This is a genomic window from Stieleria varia, assembly GCF_038443385.1.
GTDB lineage: Bacteria > Planctomycetota > Planctomycetia > Pirellulales > Pirellulaceae > Stieleria > Stieleria varia.
In genome coordinates this window covers 5,623,939-5,641,303 of the sequence record NZ_CP151726.1, presented here as the reverse complement: position 1 = coordinate 5,641,303, position 17,365 = coordinate 5,623,939, and the positions used below count along the sequence as shown (strand labels likewise).

Annotated in this window: 10 protein-coding genes; 6 read left to right on the top strand and 4 right to left on the bottom strand. The window is 55.4% G+C overall.

Annotation, left to right across the window (positions count from 1 at the left end):
• Positions 1–61 precede the first annotated feature (61 nt).
• The 5 genes from Pla52nx_RS19005 to Pla52nx_RS18985 all read left to right on the top strand — a co-directional run bounded on the left by Pla52nx_RS19005 (position 62) and on the right by Pla52nx_RS18985 (position 7,575).
• Positions 62–457, top strand: a complete 396-nt coding sequence (locus Pla52nx_RS19005; RefSeq protein WP_146519916.1) for a DUF3859 domain-containing protein — start codon at positions 62–64, stop codon at positions 455–457.
• Positions 458–608: 151 nt separating this feature from the next.
• A complete protein-coding gene (locus Pla52nx_RS19000) occupies positions 609–2,519 on the top strand; it encodes a matrixin family metalloprotease (RefSeq protein WP_146519917.1) in 1,911 nt (636 codons plus the stop codon).
• 256 nt (positions 2,520–2,775) lie between these two features.
• Complete coding sequence (locus tag Pla52nx_RS18995; RefSeq protein ID WP_146519918.1) at positions 2,776–4,428, top strand: BBP7 family outer membrane beta-barrel protein; 1,653 nt, start codon at positions 2,776–2,778, stop codon at positions 4,426–4,428.
• A gap of 17 nt (positions 4,429–4,445) precedes the next feature.
• Positions 4,446–5,945: a BBP7 family outer membrane beta-barrel protein gene (locus Pla52nx_RS18990; protein ID WP_197454557.1), complete on the top strand. Its 1,500-nt coding sequence runs from the start codon at positions 4,446–4,448 to the stop codon at positions 5,943–5,945.
• A 535-nt stretch (positions 5,946–6,480) separates the two neighbouring features.
• Positions 6,481–7,575, top strand: a complete 1,095-nt coding sequence (locus Pla52nx_RS18985) for a hypothetical protein (RefSeq protein ID WP_146519920.1) — start codon at positions 6,481–6,483, stop codon at positions 7,573–7,575.
• Between the two features lie 27 nt (positions 7,576–7,602).
• Here the strand turns inward: Pla52nx_RS18985 and Pla52nx_RS18980 are convergent, their stop codons facing one another.
• The 3 genes from Pla52nx_RS18980 to Pla52nx_RS18970 all read right to left on the bottom strand — a co-directional run bounded on the left by Pla52nx_RS18980 (position 7,603) and on the right by Pla52nx_RS18970 (position 11,240).
• Positions 7,603–8,988, bottom strand: coding sequence for a tetratricopeptide repeat protein (locus Pla52nx_RS18980; RefSeq protein WP_146519921.1), 1,386 nt, complete (start codon positions 8,986–8,988; stop codon positions 7,603–7,605).
• 9 nt (positions 8,989–8,997) lie between these two features.
• Positions 8,998–10,572: an FG-GAP repeat domain-containing protein gene (locus tag Pla52nx_RS18975; RefSeq protein WP_197454558.1), complete on the bottom strand. Its 1,575-nt coding sequence runs from the start codon at positions 10,570–10,572 to the stop codon at positions 8,998–9,000.
• A 92-nt stretch (positions 10,573–10,664) separates the two neighbouring features.
• Positions 10,665–11,240 (bottom strand): RNA polymerase sigma factor, encoded by a 576-nt coding sequence (locus Pla52nx_RS18970; protein WP_197454559.1) that lies wholly within the window; start codon positions 11,238–11,240, stop codon positions 10,665–10,667.
• A gap of 456 nt (positions 11,241–11,696) precedes the next feature.
• On the opposite strand from Pla52nx_RS18970, the gene Pla52nx_RS18965 reads away from it, so the two are divergent.
• On the top strand, positions 11,697–13,400 hold the full coding sequence (locus Pla52nx_RS18965) for a B12-binding domain-containing radical SAM protein (RefSeq protein ID WP_146519924.1): 1,704 nt from the start codon (positions 11,697–11,699) through the stop codon (positions 13,398–13,400).
• A 980-nt stretch (positions 13,401–14,380) separates the two neighbouring features.
• On the opposite strand, the gene Pla52nx_RS18960 is transcribed toward Pla52nx_RS18965, so the two are convergent.
• Positions 14,381–17,275 carry a serine/threonine protein kinase gene (locus Pla52nx_RS18960; protein WP_197455174.1) on the bottom strand — a complete coding sequence of 965 codons (2,895 nt, stop codon included), beginning with the start codon at positions 17,273–17,275 and terminating at the stop codon, positions 14,381–14,383.
• Between the last annotated feature and the right edge of the window lie 90 nt (positions 17,276–17,365).

Here is a 17,365-nt window from a genome sequence, read left to right as displayed (position 1 = left end):
GACGTCCCAAGTCGGTGTTCGAGGTCGACAGACAAGAGATTCAGAGTCCTAATCAAGCGATATGGCAAAGAGAAAACCAGAGACGCGAGTTCGTTCGTATGGAATCTATCGAAACTGGGACCCCGGCTCGAAAGCGTTGCCGCAGTTCGAGGAGTTGACCACGCGTGTCAAAGCGGTGATCGATGTCGAGTTTGGTTTGATCGTCAACATCAAGAACGCGAAGAACGCGGAGCTGTTTTACTGTATCGATCACCCTGGGATCCTGGACGACACTGGCCGCCGCCGCCCACCCTTTGACGGCAGCGTGTACGTCAAGACGAACGACTGGGATTTCTATTTGGGCGATACGATTTGGGAACCGATCGCGGATAAACTGGGTGACTGGCGAATGACGCTGGAGTTGGACGGGAACCTGATCGCCGATCAAACGTTTCACATTTTTGAAAAGGATTGTTGATCGAGTGAGCTGCACAGCGTGTTTCGATGATAGCAAACGCCCTCGCTCGTCGAATTCAATCTTTCGGTGAGGCGGTGTCGTCTCTAGACTCGTGAAACATTCGCCAGCGGCATGAGGCCGCCGGGTCAACGAACTCACACGGACGATCATCGTGTCACGGAAGACCGAGAGAATCGCACGTTCGCGTGGACGCGGACGTCATTTGTCACTGGAATCGCTTGAGCAGCGAGCAATGCTCTACGCCGTCACCGCTTTGCCGTGGCCAGAGACCGATCTGAGTTACAGCGTCGCGCCCGATGGGACGCTATGGGATGACGGCGTCCAAAGAGACGTCACCAGCGTCTGGCGGCAAACCTTCGATCGCCTGTCCACCACCGATCAATGGCAGCGTTATGTTGCGATTGCATTTCAAACGTGGGCCAATCACAGCAATCTGAATTTTCATCTTGTCGATGATGATGGCGCGCCCGTACGCGAATTGACCGACGACCACGGCGACATTCGCTTCGGCGCGGTCCCTGATGGGCCTGCCGATGGCTGGGCATCAGGCCCGGTCGGCGGTTTGGGAGGTCACGTGACGATCAACGCGGATCGCGATGGCGCGGACGAGCAAGAAATGATCGCATTGTTGACGCACGAGATCGGCCACGCGCTCGGGCTCTTGCACTCACGCGCCAACGAGTCGGTCATGCGCACCGGCGGATACTACGAAGAGCTACCTAAGGACGATATCTTAGGCATCCAAGCTCTCTACGGAGCACGACGGGACGATTCGTTTGATCAAACCCTTCGCAATGACAGCGATGCGTCCGCGTCAAGGATCGATTGGGACAACGCGGATGACTTGCGTTTTCGTGCCGATTTGACTTCGCACGCGGACGTCGATTTCTATCATTTGGTGGTCCCGGAGAACTCCGGCAGTATTACATTGTCGGCCGATGCTCGGCAGCTGAGCTTGCTGGCACCGAAGTTGCAAGTATTCGATGCGTCGGGCAATTTGCTTGGCAGCGCGATCGCGGAGTATGGCGGAGTTGCGACCGTCGATTTAACCAATCTTGCCCCAGGGCAAGTGCTGACCGTCTCCGTCGATGGAGCCAGCGATGATGTTTTCGGCATGGGTGCCTATCATCTGCAAGCGGTCGCGAAAGCCGGCGCACCTACTGCTCCGCGCGATCCCGTAACGATCCCGTCGGTGCCCAGCCCCGTTGAAGTCGACGTGGTGGAAGACCCGCCCGCAATCACACCGGTTGAAAGCCCCAATGAAGGGCCCAATGAAGGGCCCAGTGAGACGACAGCCGAACCTGGGGTCGATTCGAATCCATCGCAAGGCATTCCGATTCCGGATGTGGTGGAGAACACCACCGCGCCGCCGGTTGTTCCAGAGGTCAATGCAGCGGAACCGGAGACCAGTCCAACGGAGACCAGTCCAACGGTCGTCGACACCCCTAGCGGTGGTGGCCTGCGGCGTTTGCTTCTCGCTCGTGGGACAACGCGTACCGTAGCGGCGGAGTCATCGCGGTCTGAGCTTGTGATCGTCGGTTCCGTCAAGACGTCGGTTGTTGCCGCGTCTGTCGCGGTTCAGACGCCTGATGTGGTTCCGTCGCCAGCCACCGCCTTGCCGGTCCTTTCACCAGCCAAAATAGACAGAGTCAAAATCTCAGCGGAGGCGATCGAGAGTGTTGAGTTGCCTGAACCGGTGGCAACGGATTCAGTTGCACCAAGCATCGTGCCGGTTGATTCCACGGGCGAAGCGTCGACGGGCGAAGCAACTGAGCAAGACTCGGAGGCGAACGAAACTTCGACCGCTGTTTCCGTTTCTCTGCCCATTCGTGTTCCGCCGATTGCTGCCAGCCAGTTCGCCAGCGAACCAGCCAGCGAACCAGCAGAAGTGACCGCTCCAATTTCCTTGGTACCGCTGTCCGTGGTACCGCTGAGAAAGGAATTTGGGATACGAAGGTTCTTGCTGGCAAGCCGTTCGCGTTCGGCTGCGGTGGACAGCGTCTTTAGCGAAGAAGACGGCACCTCTAGTGCATCGTCCAGTCTTAGAACGTGGGTTCGGTAGATGAGCCGTTTTGGCGTTAGCCACGGTTTTCGTGCCACAACCGTGGCTAACGCCAAAACGGCTAACCTTAAAATCAAGACCGGATGATGCACTAGTTCGTTTTTCGACACGCTCGAGAATTCTTTTTGAAAAAAGCGGCAGTTTCGCTCAAGTAAAGCACTAGCATCGACATCGTTTCTTTTTGTAATTCAACGAGATCGATGAATTTCGCGGGGGGAGTGCCTCCCGACGAACGACGCAACTTTGATTGGACACGGTGACAGATCAACGTGTCGGTGCTGGTTTGAACGAAGGCGAAATGGATCCGCTGCTCATGAAACACCTGAAACTCGCACGGGTTGGCCCCCTTCTCGCGTTCTGTCTTTTCAGTGCGTGGGTGAGCGTTCCTGCTGCAAATGCTCAGCGGGCATCCGGTTTCGTCGATGATCGCGAACAGCTGGAGAGCCAACGTATCAAGATTGAGGGACTCGTCACTCCGGCCGGCTCTCGCCCCTCCACTGACAGTCAGCCGGTTCGGCGAAACAAGTCACGCACCAAGCCGCAATCGCAATCTCCGTCGGCCGTTGCCGACCAGATGCTGACGTTCCACGGATTTGATGACGAGCCTGAACAGCGAGGCCAGGTTTCGCAAGCTGCGGACACGCAGCCGATTTCATTTCCGGGCAAGACCATCGATACCGTGGGCTATTTCGCTCCGATCATTGGCCACACGTCGTGCGATTGTGACGGAGCTCATCTCGCTAGTTGTGGCGTGGAATCGTCGTGCGACGGTTGTCCTGATTGCTACTCGGGCAGTCAATATTTGCCCGGACAAGTCGGGCGATTCCGGGACCTGAGGAACTTTTCGATTCGCTACGAAGCTTTGGTCTGGTGGATGAATGGATTTGATGTGCCGCCGTTGCTCACCACCAGCTCCGCTGGCACGAGCTTGAACGACGCAGGCGTGTTGGGGCTGGGAACAACGCGAGTGATCGCGGGCAATGAGCAGATGCCTGACAGCGACCGCTCGGGTGGACGATTCACGTTTGACTACTGGTTGGATCCGCAACAGACGCGTGGATTCGAAGTCATCTACACGGGGTTGGAAACCGAAACGTCGGTATCCGAATTTGACAGTCAACAGTTTCCGATTCTGGCCAGGCCGTTTTTCAACATTGAGTCCGGCGTGACGGCACAGGACTCAGAACTGATTGCCTTTCCAGGCCAATTGGTCGGAGACGCGACGATCACGGCCAAGTCGCAATTACAGGGCGTCGAAGTCTTGTTTCGCCGAGCGATTCGACGCAATTGCGGCTTGGAGGTTGATCTCGTGCTCGGATGGCGACACAACCAGCTGGACGAGTCGTTGCGGTTTGCGGACCACAAACGGGTGACGGGCACGGCGTTAGGCTTGCCGATCGGAACCACGTTGTCAGAAGTCGATCAGTTTGAAACGGAAAATCGATTCGATGGCTTCCAGCTCGGTTTCATGACCAAGCGATGCCACCTGAGATGGACGCTGGAAAGCGTCGCCAAGATTGCGTTGGGAAACAATCATTCATTGTCACGCATCAGCGGAAATGCGAAATTCCAAGAACTGAGTTCGCCGCCAGTGACCACGCTTTCCAACGTGGGCCTGCTTGCCCAAAGCACGAACATTGGTGATCACACCAGCGATGACTTTGCTGTTATCCCTGAACTGGGAGTTACACTCGGTTATGCCCTCAGTGATCGGTTGCAAGCCACGCTGGGTTACACATTCATGTACTGGAGTCGCGTGGCACGGCCTGGCGACCAAGTCGACGAGAGCCTCAATTTGACCCAATTGGATCCCGGTGGACTGGTCGGCGCGGCTCGTCCCAGCTCTCCCGTCGCCCTGACCGATTTGTGGACACAGGGACTGCGTTTCGGTTTGGATCTGAGTTTTTGATAGAGATGATACTGAACATGCCACAAAGTGAAACGGTGCCTTCACCATTGCTACTGCGACATGGTGCAATGTTTACGATCGCCAAGGCTGCGCTGGGTCGCTTGGCAATGATGGTGTTGATGGGATTGCTCCTCGCCATCCTGTCTCATCAAGTCGTCTTGGCCCAAGAGATGATTCCGGTTCCCGATAACGCCGAGAAAGTTCCCTTGACGGACCCCGTCGTGGAGGGGAAGGAAGGAGCCATCGCGGATGAGACCATCGACAACGGGCCGGTGATTGCGGAGCCTATCTATGACGACATTGCAGAGGACATTGCGATCGAGTCACCGATCGTCTTGGGCGATCCCGTGTATCGCCACAACGGCTTGGAATCCCATCATCGTCACACGACCCATCAACATTGCCAGCAAGCGTGTCGGCATGTGGCCTGCGTGTTGCCAGAGTATTGGGTGCGTGCCAGTTACCTGAACTGGCGATTGAGCGGCATGAATCTGCCAGCGTTGGTAACGTCCAGCCCGGCTGGAACGGCACGCGAGGACGCCGGAGTGTTAGGGCTATCGACAACGAGCATCTTGCTGGGACAAGAAGACGTTGGTGATCAAAGTCGATCCGGCGGTAGGTTTGAGTTTGGTCGTTGGTTTGATCGTGCCGGCCAACTAGGGTGGAGCGTCGCCTTCATGGAGATCGATGAGGACACCGACAGCTACCAATTCAATTCTTCGTCCTCACCGATTCTTGCTCGTCCGTTCTTTAGCTTGGAACCAGGATTCGGTGGCCCCAACTCGGATTTGTTGGGTCAGCCGGGCGAAATCACCGGGAATGTGAGCGTCGATTCGTCTGTTTCGTTTGAAGGTGCCGAAGTGATGTTTCACCGTTTGGTGGCTCACGATTCCGACCAGCGATTGTATGCGTCATTGGGGTATCAGTACTTTGGCTTGGACGACTCGTTGCGGATTCGTGATTTCAAACAGATCGTTGGCAACGGCAGCGGGCTTGCGATCGGCACAACCATTGATGGGGCAGATGAGTTCAGTGCGGACAATCAGTTTCATGGTGTTGCGATCGGTGTCCGAACCAGTCGGAAAAGATATCGCTGGACACTCGACGCGGGATTGCAGTGTGCATTGGGCGACAGTCACTCCCAAGTTGCCATTTCCGGTCGAACGACATCGAGCGTTCCTCAGGTCGGTGGCGGCACCGACACCGCAACGACCGCAGGCGGCTTGCTGGCATTGCCATCCAACTCGGGAGTCTTCGACCGACACGAGTTGGCGATCGTCCCTCAGATGGACGTCGGTTTGACACTGCAGCTATTTCCCCGCCTCAACGGATTTGTCGGCTATCAGTTCCTGTACTGGAGCAAACTGGCTCGAAGTGCCGAGCAGATTGACACCGGAGTCGACTTGAGCCAGTTGGATCCAGGGCAGTCAAGCGTGGGTGCACGACCCGAATTTGAATTTCGCTACACGGATCTCATCGCGCACGGCTTGGATGTCGGTCTTGAGTACAGGTTCTAGTGCATCGTCCAGTCTTGGAACGTGGGTTTGATAAATGAGCCGTTTTGGCGTTAGCCACGGTTTTCGCGACTCAACCGTGGCTAACGCCAAAACGGCTAACCCCAAAATCAAGACTGGACGATGCACTAGCCTGACTATTGCATCAGGCGGAAGCGGCGATTGACTGTGCGGGGTAAACCGGTTGGTAGCGTCTCCTACGCCTTCGGCTGCGGGTCAAACAACCGAGGCCCGGGCGCTCACGACTACCACTTGCGTTGTAGCGGCAGACATCCCATGCAATATCTAGCCCAATGCCGTGCTGTTCACGCAATATAAAACGGCACCTGGAAGTCAGGTGTTCTGTGAACACCACGGCGACTGAATTGTCCCGAAAAATGTTCGGTGCAAGCTTTCGTCAGAGCTAACATCGAGTCGATCGCAATCTTCACGTCAAATTTGCGGCACAGAGGCGAGCGGATCTCGTACAATGGCGGACCTGTTGGTCTCGTTTCCAACGAATCCCTTCCCCTTACAAATTCTTTGACGGAGTGTTGCCATGCTGCGTTCACTTTTGATTTTCCCCGCACTGCTCGCTGTGGCGGCAGGAGCGATTTTGACCACGCCGAGTCATGCCGCGATGCCGGGATTGAAGCCTGGAAAAGTCGTCCTGGAGTCGATGGGACCAATGACGTTTGCCGGTTCGGGCGTCTTGTTGCTCGGTGATCCGAAAGCCGCGACGGTCTACGCAATCAATACCGAAGACGTCGCCAGTGAAGGCAAGTTGCCTGAGTTTGATAACTTGGGTGCCACGTTGACCGACGCGTTGAAGCTGTCCGGCGAACTGAAGATAGGTGACATCGCCGTCAATCCAGAAACGGGTAACCTGTTCGTCAGCATCTCCACTGATGGTGCGACCAAGCTGGTCCGCATCGGTAAGGACGGAAAGATCGGCGAGTTGGATCTGGATCAAATCGAGCATGCACGTAAGGTGATGCCCAATGCACCCAAGGACGCACCGGTGACTCAACGCGGTCGGACTCGCAACCCACGTGACGAGTCCATCACCGACGTTGCATTCTTTGACGGCAAAGTCTTGGTGACGGGCGTCGCAGCAAAGGATTCACCATCGCAAGTTCTGGAGTTTCCCTATCCGTTCGGCGACAACACCGTGACGACCAGTGTGGAAATCTTTCACGCCGCACACGGACGAGTGGAAGACGCAACGATTCGCACCTTTGTGCCAATGTCAATCGGTGGCGAGCCGACTTTGCTGGCCGGGTTCACTTGCACACCTCTGGTTCGATTTCCGATCGCAAAACTCGGTGCCGAAGAAAAGGTTCGGGGAACCACTGTTGCTGAGTTGGGCAATCGCAACCAACCGATCGACATGGTGGTCTACGAAAAAGGGGGAGCTACCTTTGTCTTGATGAACAACACCGCTCGGGGTGTGATGAAAATCACGACAGATGGGATTTCCGAGCGAGAAGGTCTGACCGATCCTGTCAAAGGCGGTGGAACTGCTGGTCAGCCTTTTGAAACGATCGCAGGCTTGGACAACGTCTTGCAAATGGACCGCTTGGACGAAAACCACGCCGTGTTGCTGACCGGAACGGACGGATCTTGGGCTCTGAAACAGATCGAGCTTCCGTAACCGAACGCACACGCTGCGTTGGAATCATCAACGAACTTGTCCGGCTCGCTCGGTATTGAGCATCCGTCGGACAAGTTCGGCTTGCTCTCGATACTTCGCCTCCAACACCTTGTCACCCCGTTTGCGGGCGAAATCGGCAAGTGCATTTTGTAGCGCAGCGTCGACTGGTTGCATCGCAGCGGCTTGATCGAGCCAGCGAAAAGCAGCATCCCATTTGACCTGCAAATAGCTCATCCCGACTGACTTGCAGAACGAGAAATCACGCTGTGGTTCTGGCGTGTTCTCGATCAGCATCTCCAGACGATTCAGCTCTTCTCCGCCGTCCAAGTGTTTCTGTAGAAACAGTGTCGCTGCATCGTCGTCGCCCAATTGTTGGTGGGCGAGCGCCAACATGTAATTGATTGCAACGTCGTTGTTGAATTCGGACTCGAATGGTTTCATCACCGCGATCGCTTTTGCGGCCTGTTCGTGTTTGATCAACAAGTTGGCAAGATCGAACCGGGCAGAGAAGTTCTCACTTTGCAATCGGAGGACATGCTCTAGTTCGCTCATCGCTTCATCGTCGCGTTGCAAGATCGTCAGGCTTTGGGCGCGGTGCAATTTGGCTTCGACATTCTCTGGATCGAATCTCAATACTTGCTCGCTGTATTGCAAAGCGTCGCGGTAGTCGTAGTTCAGCAAAGCGACTTGGGTCAGGCCTTCCCATGCGTCACGCTGATTTGGCTGAAGTCGCAGGGCGGTTTGGTAGTGCCGTTGGGCCGTGCTCAGATCCGTTCTGTCTTGTGCCAGTTGTGCGTATTTGAGATGCGCCAGGGGACTGTCTCTCCGCTCCTTGATCCAAGACTCAGCCAGCTTGTACGCTAAATCAATGGCCTCTTCGTTTTCAAAACCCTCCACGTACGCATGCCAGACGGAGTCGACGTCATCGGGATACTGATTCAAAAGGCCACCAAACTGTTCATGGTGCTGCCGCGCATTGCCCTCTTGGATCTCCAGCAGGAGTGCTTCGCGTTTCACGGAGTCTCTGGCAGCGAAGGAGCGAACCTGCTGCAGGATCTCACGTGCGCGACCAAATTGGCGTTGCATTCTGGCCACTCGTGCTTGCGCGATCTTGTAACGGCCATCGTTGTGGTCAGTCGAGTCTGCTTGTTGGTAGTATGAATCGGCAAGTTCATAGAGTCCGCTCTCGATCGCTTGGTCTCCCTTTCTGGAGAAACGCTCAGCGATGATTGGTTGGCTGATAAACCAAGCGACGACGGCGGCCACGACCACAGCCGGGATGGCGATCAGCGACAGCATCCGTCTCCATGAGAATGCGATGCTTTTTTGGATCTGGTCCTGGCGACTGGTGCTTGTGGCGTCGGGCTGCGAAGCTCGCTCGCGGCGTCGCGGGTTCGGTTTGCGTCGTCCCATGTGATATGGTCACCGCGTTTGATTGATATACACGGCGATCTCGGAACTCACCCGGTGATCGTAGTTTGCCGGCGGAACCAGAATGTCGAGGTCTCCGTCGGCGTCCCAGTCCAGCAGATGGCAAGTCGCCGCGTCACATCGGTTCAGCTCCATGTGATGAGGTTGGAACTGGTGATTTTCGGTTTGCTCAAGCCAAATCACACCTTGAAAAGTTCCCGGCGGATGTTTGTCGATCTCGCTATGCCCCAGAAGGGAAACCGCAGCGATATCGAGGTCGCCGTCCAAGTCCAGGTCACCGGTTCGGGCACAATAGACACCCGGCATTGTCGCGATTTGGTGGTGCTGAAACGGGTACTCGCCGCGATTTTCCAGCCAATGGATTGCATGATAGGGTTTGGCAAGAAAGTCGTCGAAGGTGTCGCCGTTGGTGAGGACGACATCCAAGTCACCGTCGGCGTCAAAATCGACGACCTCTAGAGAGCTGGAGCCGTATGATGGATCAGGTGCTCGGAAAAGCTCGTGCGATTCGAACTTTCCATCGCCTAGGTTCAAGTGCAAATCGACGACTTCGTGATGTTGTGAAACAAGGGTCACGATGTCGGGCCGCCCATCATGATTGAAATCCGCAATCGGGGTGTCGATCGCGCCAGGTCGCTTGTCCAACACATCCCAATGAAACATCGGTTCGTCTGCCGAGACCGACTCATTGGTCAACAAGTAAATCGATCCGTGCACATGCAGCCCGAAATCAGAAACCACCAAGTCGATATCGCCGTCACCATCGTGGTCCAGCGGTCGCACGTTCGCAGTTCTGGCGAGCCCCAATTTCAGCGGGTGTCGCTGAAACGTCCCATCGCCTTGGTTGCGTAGCATCCATAGCGTTCCCTCGGTCGACTCGTCTGGATAAAACTTTCCGACGTCGGCAACAATCAAGTCGAGATCTTGGTCGCCGTCCAAGTCAACCGGTTCGACGTGCGCGGGATGCGAAACGGTGGTGAGCACGTTGGATAGTAGTCGCGTCGGATCATCGGGATCTTTTTGGACCAGAGAGACTTTGCCCGACCAGATGTCTGTCATGGCAAATTGAACGGAATCGGGGGCCTGAGAAACATTTGCGTTGGCAATGTGAGATATGGCTATCAGCTCTGGCTGCCCGTCGACTTTCAACTGCTGCTTGACGAAAAGGCTATCGGGTGGGCTGTCCGGCTTTTCGAAAATCAGTTTCTCAGGAGCATCTTTGCGAAAAAACGCCAACGTCGCTCCAAAATCAGGCTCAATGAGGTCGTCTCGTCCAGACTTGGCATACAGCCGAAATCCCTGCTCGACTTCGTCCAACCAACGCTGCTTGTCAAAACGCCGGGACGCGGGCAGCAAATGACAGTCGGTACAAAACGCGATGATCGCCAAGTCGTCCGTCGGCGCATCGGGTCTGCTTCCTGACGGCGAGATGGTAAGAGCAGAGATGTCTGGGCCCCGATGGTCCTGATGATCACATCCTGTCCAGGAAAACAACAGGGCACCGGCGACGAAGTGTCGAATCAGTCTGCCAATACGGGGGAGTGATTGTTGCGAACTCGTGCTCATGCTTGCATTCCTGACTTCATTCAATGGAGGTCTCCGACTGTCGAAACCCGACATCAAGGGAAAGCCATGGAAGAAAAAGCGACCAACCGCCTTCAGTTCGTCTCCAGCCCGTCGAGCTCTTCTCGCAGGCGTTTCAGAACGCGAAACTTTGCTTGGCGAACCGCGGCAGCATTCAATTTCAGATCGGTACCAATGTCGGTCGCGGCTTCGCCCTGAACCACCAGTCGCCAAAAACACTGCCACGTCGCCGAGGAGAAGTCTTTCTTGATGTTGTCAATCACTTGGTGGGCAAACGTCGTCGCCGAATTCGCGTTCTCGGGATCCGGCTCCCATTGCTCGCGTTGGTCTTCAAACGGTGCCGAAAGGTCTTCAATCAAGGTCGACTCTGTCCCACCGACCGCCATCGGGGTCTTGGATCGCTTTCGATAAAAGTCGAGGATCACATTGTTGGTGATACCGTACAGCCAAGCACGAAAACTGCCGTGTCGCTCGCGACTGTGGTGGTACGCGTCGATGGACGTCGAGGCCTTGAAAAACACCGTTTGCACAACGTCAGCAATCTCGCTGGTGGAAATATTGCTGCGACGTACGTGTCGATGGACGATGGGCCCGTAAACCGATGTCATCCGAATCCAAGCATCCTCGCGAAGCGCTCGGTCCTTTGACATTGCGCCGGAAATCATGCTCGACTTGGTGAGCCGACTCTCATCGTCCATCATGGAGTTTGTGCGTTCAATTTGGGAAAAAGGGGGAATAAGCGTGGTGTTCGCCGAAAATCTCGACAAATCAGAGCGGCAATCCTTAGCAGCCTTACCGGGCATAAGTGTACACCATCATGGATTGGCGCCGAACCGTTGAATTTTGAACAATTGCCTCGGCGAAGTCGATTTCAGGGGGCACATCCGTACACTTTGCCCGCATGCTCGATTCAACTGTCGCTGTTGCCCTGAGCCCACGCGATCAAGGAATCGATAGGATCGTTTCAGATCGAAACGCGAATGAAATCAAACTGTCTCGCGTGCTCCCGCGTTTTGAACACGGGATTCCCCGGAAACGTTACGATGGCAAGTACTGCGACACGGTGGTCGCACCTTTTGCAACCTCGCCAACCCAAAGCTTTTGCCATGGCCAAGATCGCGATCATCAATCCTGCATTTGAAGTCTCCTATTGGGGGTTGGAGCATGCTCAAAAAATGATGGGGTATCGGGCAAACATGCCCGTGGCGAGCCTGCCGCTCCTGGCAGCACTCACCCCCCCCGAACATGAGGTCGTCTTGATCGACGAGAACGTCGAAGACATTGACTACGACATGTTGGCTGATTTTGACATCGTCGGGATCACAGGGATGAGCGTCCAGCGGTTTCGCATGGAAGAGATCCTCACCGAATTACGTGCACGCGAAATGTTTGTCGTTGCCGGTGGGCCATGGGTCACGGTGGAGGAATCGTATTTCGAATCCCTCGTGGACGTAACGTTTGTCGGTGAAGCGGAAGTGACTTGGCCTCAGTTTCTGACTGAATGGGAAAACGGTACCCACAGTCGGCGTTACGAGCAGGCCGAGAAGACAGACATGACAACGATTCCTACTCCTCGGCATGACCTGCTCAAGAATGAACACTACATGTTCGGCAGCCTGCAGTTTTCGCGAGGCTGTCCGTTTCAGTGCGAGTTCTGTGACATCATCGTGACCTTTGGCCGCCGTCCACGGATCAAGAACGCTTCGCAAATCATCGATGAACTGAACTGTTTGAAAGCCCAGGGAGTCAAGATCGGGTTCATCGTCGACGACAACTTGATCGGTAACAAGAAAGCCATCAAGCCTGTGCTCGCCGAAGTCGCACGATGGCAAGAAGAAAACGACTATCCGATGGTCTTCAGCACAGAGGCTTCGTTGGACTTGTGCGAAGACGCGGAGTTGATGGAGTTGATGGCTCGGTGCAACATCCAATCAGTATTCATCGGAATCGAGAGTCCCAACGAAGAGTCCCTGAAGGAAACCAAGAAGTATCAGAATGTTCGCGAGCGTGGCGGTTCCATCGTCGAGAAAGTGCATATCATCCAGGACTTTGGGATCGAAGTCTGGTGTGGATTGATCGTCGGTTTCGACAACGATACGCCCGAGATCTTTGAGAACCAGAAGACGTTCATCAAGCAGGCCAGGATCACGCACGCGATGATTGGGTTGCTGCACGCGATTCCCAAGACTCCGCTCTACGACCGTTTGAAAGAGGAAGGGCGATTGGACATGTCGGACCAACACGAGTTTGGAACCAACGTGATCCCCAAGCAAATGTCACGTGAGGAATTGCTGCACGGCTACTTGGAGACGATGCAGCACTCTTATCAACCAGATGTCTATTTTGATCGACTGGACTCACTGTTCTTGAATCGGGATTTCATGTTCCGTACGTTCCGAACAGAGTATTTTCGAAAACACAAGTGGTTGCAGGTCAAGCAGTTCAGCTTCTTCATGGCCGGATTCTGCGTTCTGTTTTGGAGGCTGATGCGCGGTGTGCCAGACAAGGACCTACGCAAGATCTATCGACGCAGGATCTTTGGTGCAATGAAATCGCGGTTTCGTTCTCCGTCGATTTTCTTCTTCTATACGATCAAGTGCGCGATGCATTATCACCACTATAAGATGACGACCGACATGATTGAGGATCCGACGAAGTTTGTTTCGTCGTACGGAAAGTCGATGCGTACCGATTCGCCCAATCATGAGCACGCACATGAACCCGCTGGGAGTTGTTCCAGCAAGACGCCGGTGACCGTTGGCGCGTTGCCGATCGTGAAAGAAGTTGCCGCCTGCGAGTCCAACGCTTAGGCTGGGCTGCTAAAAAATTCGGTGTTGACATTGTTTTTTCAGTCCATGTTTTTGTTCCATGCATCGCAATCAAAGTGAGCCTCAGGCGCTAGCCGTGGGCCGGCACCACAATCCGCCTCAGGCCCACGGCTAGCGCCTGAGGCTCACTGGGGGCCACCAGCTGCGCCGGCAGTAGGGATAATCCTGGGCTGAACAAAACTTGGCGTTGACATTGTTTTTTCAGTCCATGTTTTTGTTCCATGCATCGCAATCAAAGTGAGCCTCAGGCGCTAGCCGTGGGCCGGCACCACAATCCGCCTCAGGCCCACGGCTAGCGCCTGAGGCTCACTGGGGGCCACCAGCTGCGCCGGCAGTAGGGATAATCCTGGGCTGAACAAAACTTGGTGTTGACATTGTTTTTTCAGTCCATGTTTTTGTTCCATGCATCGCAATCAAAGTGAGCCTCAGGCGCTAGCCGTGGGCCGGCACCACAATCCGCCTCAGGCCCACGGCTAGCGCCTGAGGCTCACTGGGGGCCACCAGCTGCGCCGGCAGTAGGGATAATCCTGGGCTGAACAAAACTTGGTGTTGACATTGTTTTTTCAGTCCATGTTTTTGTTCCATGCATCGCAATCAAAGTGAGCCTCAGGCGCTAGCCGTGGGCCGGCACCACAATCCGCCTCAGGCCCACGGCTAGCGCCTGAGGCTCACTGGGGGCCACCAGCTGCGCCGGCAGTAGGGATAATCCTGGGCTGAACAAAACTTGGCGTTGGCATTGTTTTTTCAGTCCATGTTTTTGTTCCATGCATCGCAATCAAAGTGAGCCTCAAGCGCTAGCCGTGGGCCGGCACCACAATCCGCCTCAGGCCCACGACTAGCGTCTGAGGCTCACTGGGGGCCACCAGTAGGGACATAAACTTGCGCACACCCCAAAAGAAACAGCCCACGCTTAGGCTGAATAACGATGCCGCGGGCTTCCCCATCGTTTTGACCCACAGCTGCTATCGTTGTAGCTCCAGCGGTCCATAGACGGGTGATTCTTCATCGGTCTCGGTGGCCGCCCCTGGAATCTTTGGCAGTAATTGCTCATCGAATCCGCCGACCATGGGGCCATCTTGGCGATAGTCGCTTGGCGTTGCTTTGCTCACCGTTTTCTGTTGATCTTTGACATCGTCACTGGACCACCAGACAGACCACAGGGTGGATCGTTCGTCAAACCATGACGGTGGCGAGTTGGCGAGTTCCTCTAGCGACACTTCTTCTGTGTCCTCGTCCGTATCCTTTATACGCAGCATGGGATCGTTCAGTTGGGACGACGCCGAATACGAATTGGCTTGTCCGCGTAGGGTCAACAGAGAAGTCTCAGATGAAAGCGAGTCCAAGCCCAGGAATTCGAAATGCGGGTTGCCCGCTGAAACGACGAAAACGCAATCAATGGCTTCGCGAACGATTGCAACGGGAAACGGCCCACTGCTACTGAGCTTCATTCGGGCGAAGCCGGCCTGTGTCTCTGCGGTCAGTCCACTGAGTTTCAATTGCATCGGACCGTCGGAGCGTGGGGGCAGAAATCTCGCGCCTCCGGTGTCCAGCAAACGCCCTGTGATCGCCAGCAAACCGTTGTCCCAAACCAACTGCAGTGCGGCGGCGTGATTCATCTCCATCATATTCGTCTCACCGCGGACGATGACATTGTCCAGCCTGATTCCTACGAGAGGTAGTGCGTTGGTGGTGGACGCTGTTGTCGTTGGAGCACTGACCGGGCGATTTGGCTCGGAGTTGCCCGTCAGGACGGACAACACAAATACATTCTCATGTTTCCGGCGATTGACGATCGTGACACTGGAGTCTTGCAAGCGAACCAAACGGTTTTCATTGAGCACAAACAGACTGCCGCCATTGACTTGCTCGGCAGGCAATTCCCACTCGAAATGAATCCCACTGAGGGTGACACGATTGGAACCGATGACGATCAACTCGGCTCGTTCGACTTCCAGGGACTCCTGCCACTGCATCTCGACTTCAGTGCCCCCGGGGGCAACAGAAGTGATGGTCAGGCCATCCCGGGTGATCGCAATCGGCCCGCTGACCAAACGCTTGGCCGTGATTTCGATTTGATTGATCTCCAACTGCTCCGCGAGCATGACGGCTTCTTCCAGCGATGTCACCAAGGCTGCTCCATCAGAATCCGAAAGATAAAGACTGTCGGGCATGGCTCGTGGCAGGTTGGATCCCGGTTCGACCACGCGAATCAATTCCGCAGCGTTGATCAGCAGATCTGTCCTCGGATCATCTTGTACGCCCAGTGTGTCGGCTGTGATCTCGGCGGGGATGCCTGGTGAAACGGTCATCTCAGCACCGGCCATGGCATTCGAAGATCCCAGCGGATTGGCGCCCGCTTGCGGGTCAAAGGGCGTGGTGGCATTAGCGGGATTCGATAATGCTGAGGGTACAGGAAACTCGACACTGGATGGTGATTCCACAGCGGCTGCATCAGCAGGTCGAGTCGAGTTCACGTTGCTCCCGACCGATTTGATCGCTTGCGCGGAATCTCCGTCCGTGGAAAGCGATGGCTCGGCGGAAACGGATTCCACCATGTCACTGTTCACGGGTCCCGGCGGTAACTCCGCTTGAATCTCCGGCCGTGAAATCACAAACTCGCCCCGGCTGGCCGCCGAACTCAGCTCCAGCCAGCCTGCAACGATCAGAACCAGTGTGATCGCGATGATCCAAGGTGCATGATTCTGAAACCAAATCATGCCAGCGTTGATAGGTGCAGGCGGCGTCGACGGACCGAGCAGCAGTGATCGCTTTAACTGATGCCGATAGGAAACCTCCATCAAATCGGCAATCAAGTCATTGGCATTCTGGTACCGATTCTTGGGTTCTTTGGCCATCATCCGTTGCATCACCGCAACGATGTCGTCCGGCAAATCAGCTCGCAGTTCTCGCGGGTCCGGCAAAGGAGCGTTGCCATGACTGAGCAGTTTTTGCAGCATCGTGCCGCCGGTGTACGGGGGCTCTCCGGTCAACATGAAATACAACGTGCAACCGAGCGAATAGATGTCACTTCGCAAATCTGCATCGCGTGGATCCAACGCTTGCTCGGGCGAGATGTAGTCAAATGTCCCCAGCGTCACTCCGCTGGCGGTCATGTCTTCGCTCAAGTCCAGGTTGTCGGACCTGGCCAATCCCATGTCGACCAACTTGATCGTATCGCTATCGCCGATCAAGACATTCGAAGGCTTGATGTCGCGATGGACGATTCCCCTGTCCGCCGCATGCTGTAACGCTTCGGCGAGTTGACAAGTGTAGTAGACGGCGTCGTCCAGATTCAAAACGCCGATGCTATTGGTCAGGTCGCGTAGATTGGTTCCACGAATGTACTCAAAAACGATGTAGTGCCAGTCGTCGTGCGATCCCGCATCAAACACACGTGCGATTCGTGGATGATCCAGTTTCGCAGCATTCTGTGCTTCGTTGCGAAACCGCCGCTGCATTTCAGGGTCGTTGCCGACAAACGGAATCACCTTGATCGCAACGGTCCGATCCAATTGTTCATCGTGACCACGAAAGACGGCCCCCATTCCGCCGCCGCCGATCATCTCCTCCAGTCGGTACTGATTCAACTGCTGACCGACCAGAATCTTGGCGACATCCGATGGCGTACGGCCAGAGCGTTCCGCGGGAGGCGAGAGAGCAGCCGGGGCGCGGATGACCGTCTTGGCATCCGCAATCTCGTTGATGACGTTGCCCGTGTTGGCGCTCGATCCGCCGTTTGCGGCTCGCAATTGTGAGGAACCCTCTGTCACGGGGCCAGCTTGGGAGGCCAGTAATTGGCTGTCCGTCGGGCGATGAACGGTGGAACCGTCCGCGTTGATCGAGTCGTCAAAGGGCATTGCAGCGGCACTGGATGAGATAAGAATCCGCGTCTCTATTCTACTTTCGTCAGGTTTTTTGGTCAACGAAAGTCGAAGTGTGGCAGCGGT

Excerpts from the sequence above, each read along its gene's own strand:
- Pla52nx_RS19005 (WP_146519916.1), top strand. The coding sequence starts at position 62 with ATGGCAAAGAGAAAACCAGAGACGCGAGTTCGTTCGTATGGAATCTAT.
- Pla52nx_RS18990 (WP_197454557.1), top strand. The coding sequence starts at position 4,446 with ATGCCACAAAGTGAAACGGTGCCTTCACCATTGCTACTGCGACATGGT.
- Pla52nx_RS18985 (WP_146519920.1), top strand. The coding sequence starts at position 6,481 with ATGCTGCGTTCACTTTTGATTTTCCCCGCACTGCTCGCTGTGGCGGCA.
- Pla52nx_RS18980 (WP_146519921.1), bottom strand. The coding sequence starts at position 8,988 with ATGGGACGACGCAAACCGAACCCGCGACGCCGCGAGCGAGCTTCGCAG.
- Pla52nx_RS18975 (WP_197454558.1), bottom strand. The coding sequence starts at position 10,572 with ATGAGCACGAGTTCGCAACAATCACTCCCCCGTATTGGCAGACTGATT.
- Pla52nx_RS18970 (WP_197454559.1), bottom strand. The coding sequence starts at position 11,240 with ATGTCAAAGGACCGAGCGCTTCGCGAGGATGCTTGGATTCGGATGACA.
- Pla52nx_RS18965 (WP_146519924.1), top strand. The coding sequence starts at position 11,697 with ATGGCCAAGATCGCGATCATCAATCCTGCATTTGAAGTCTCCTATTGG.
- Pla52nx_RS18960 (WP_197455174.1), bottom strand. The coding sequence starts at position 17,275 with ATGCCCTTTGACGACTCGATCAACGCGGACGGTTCCACCGTTCATCGC.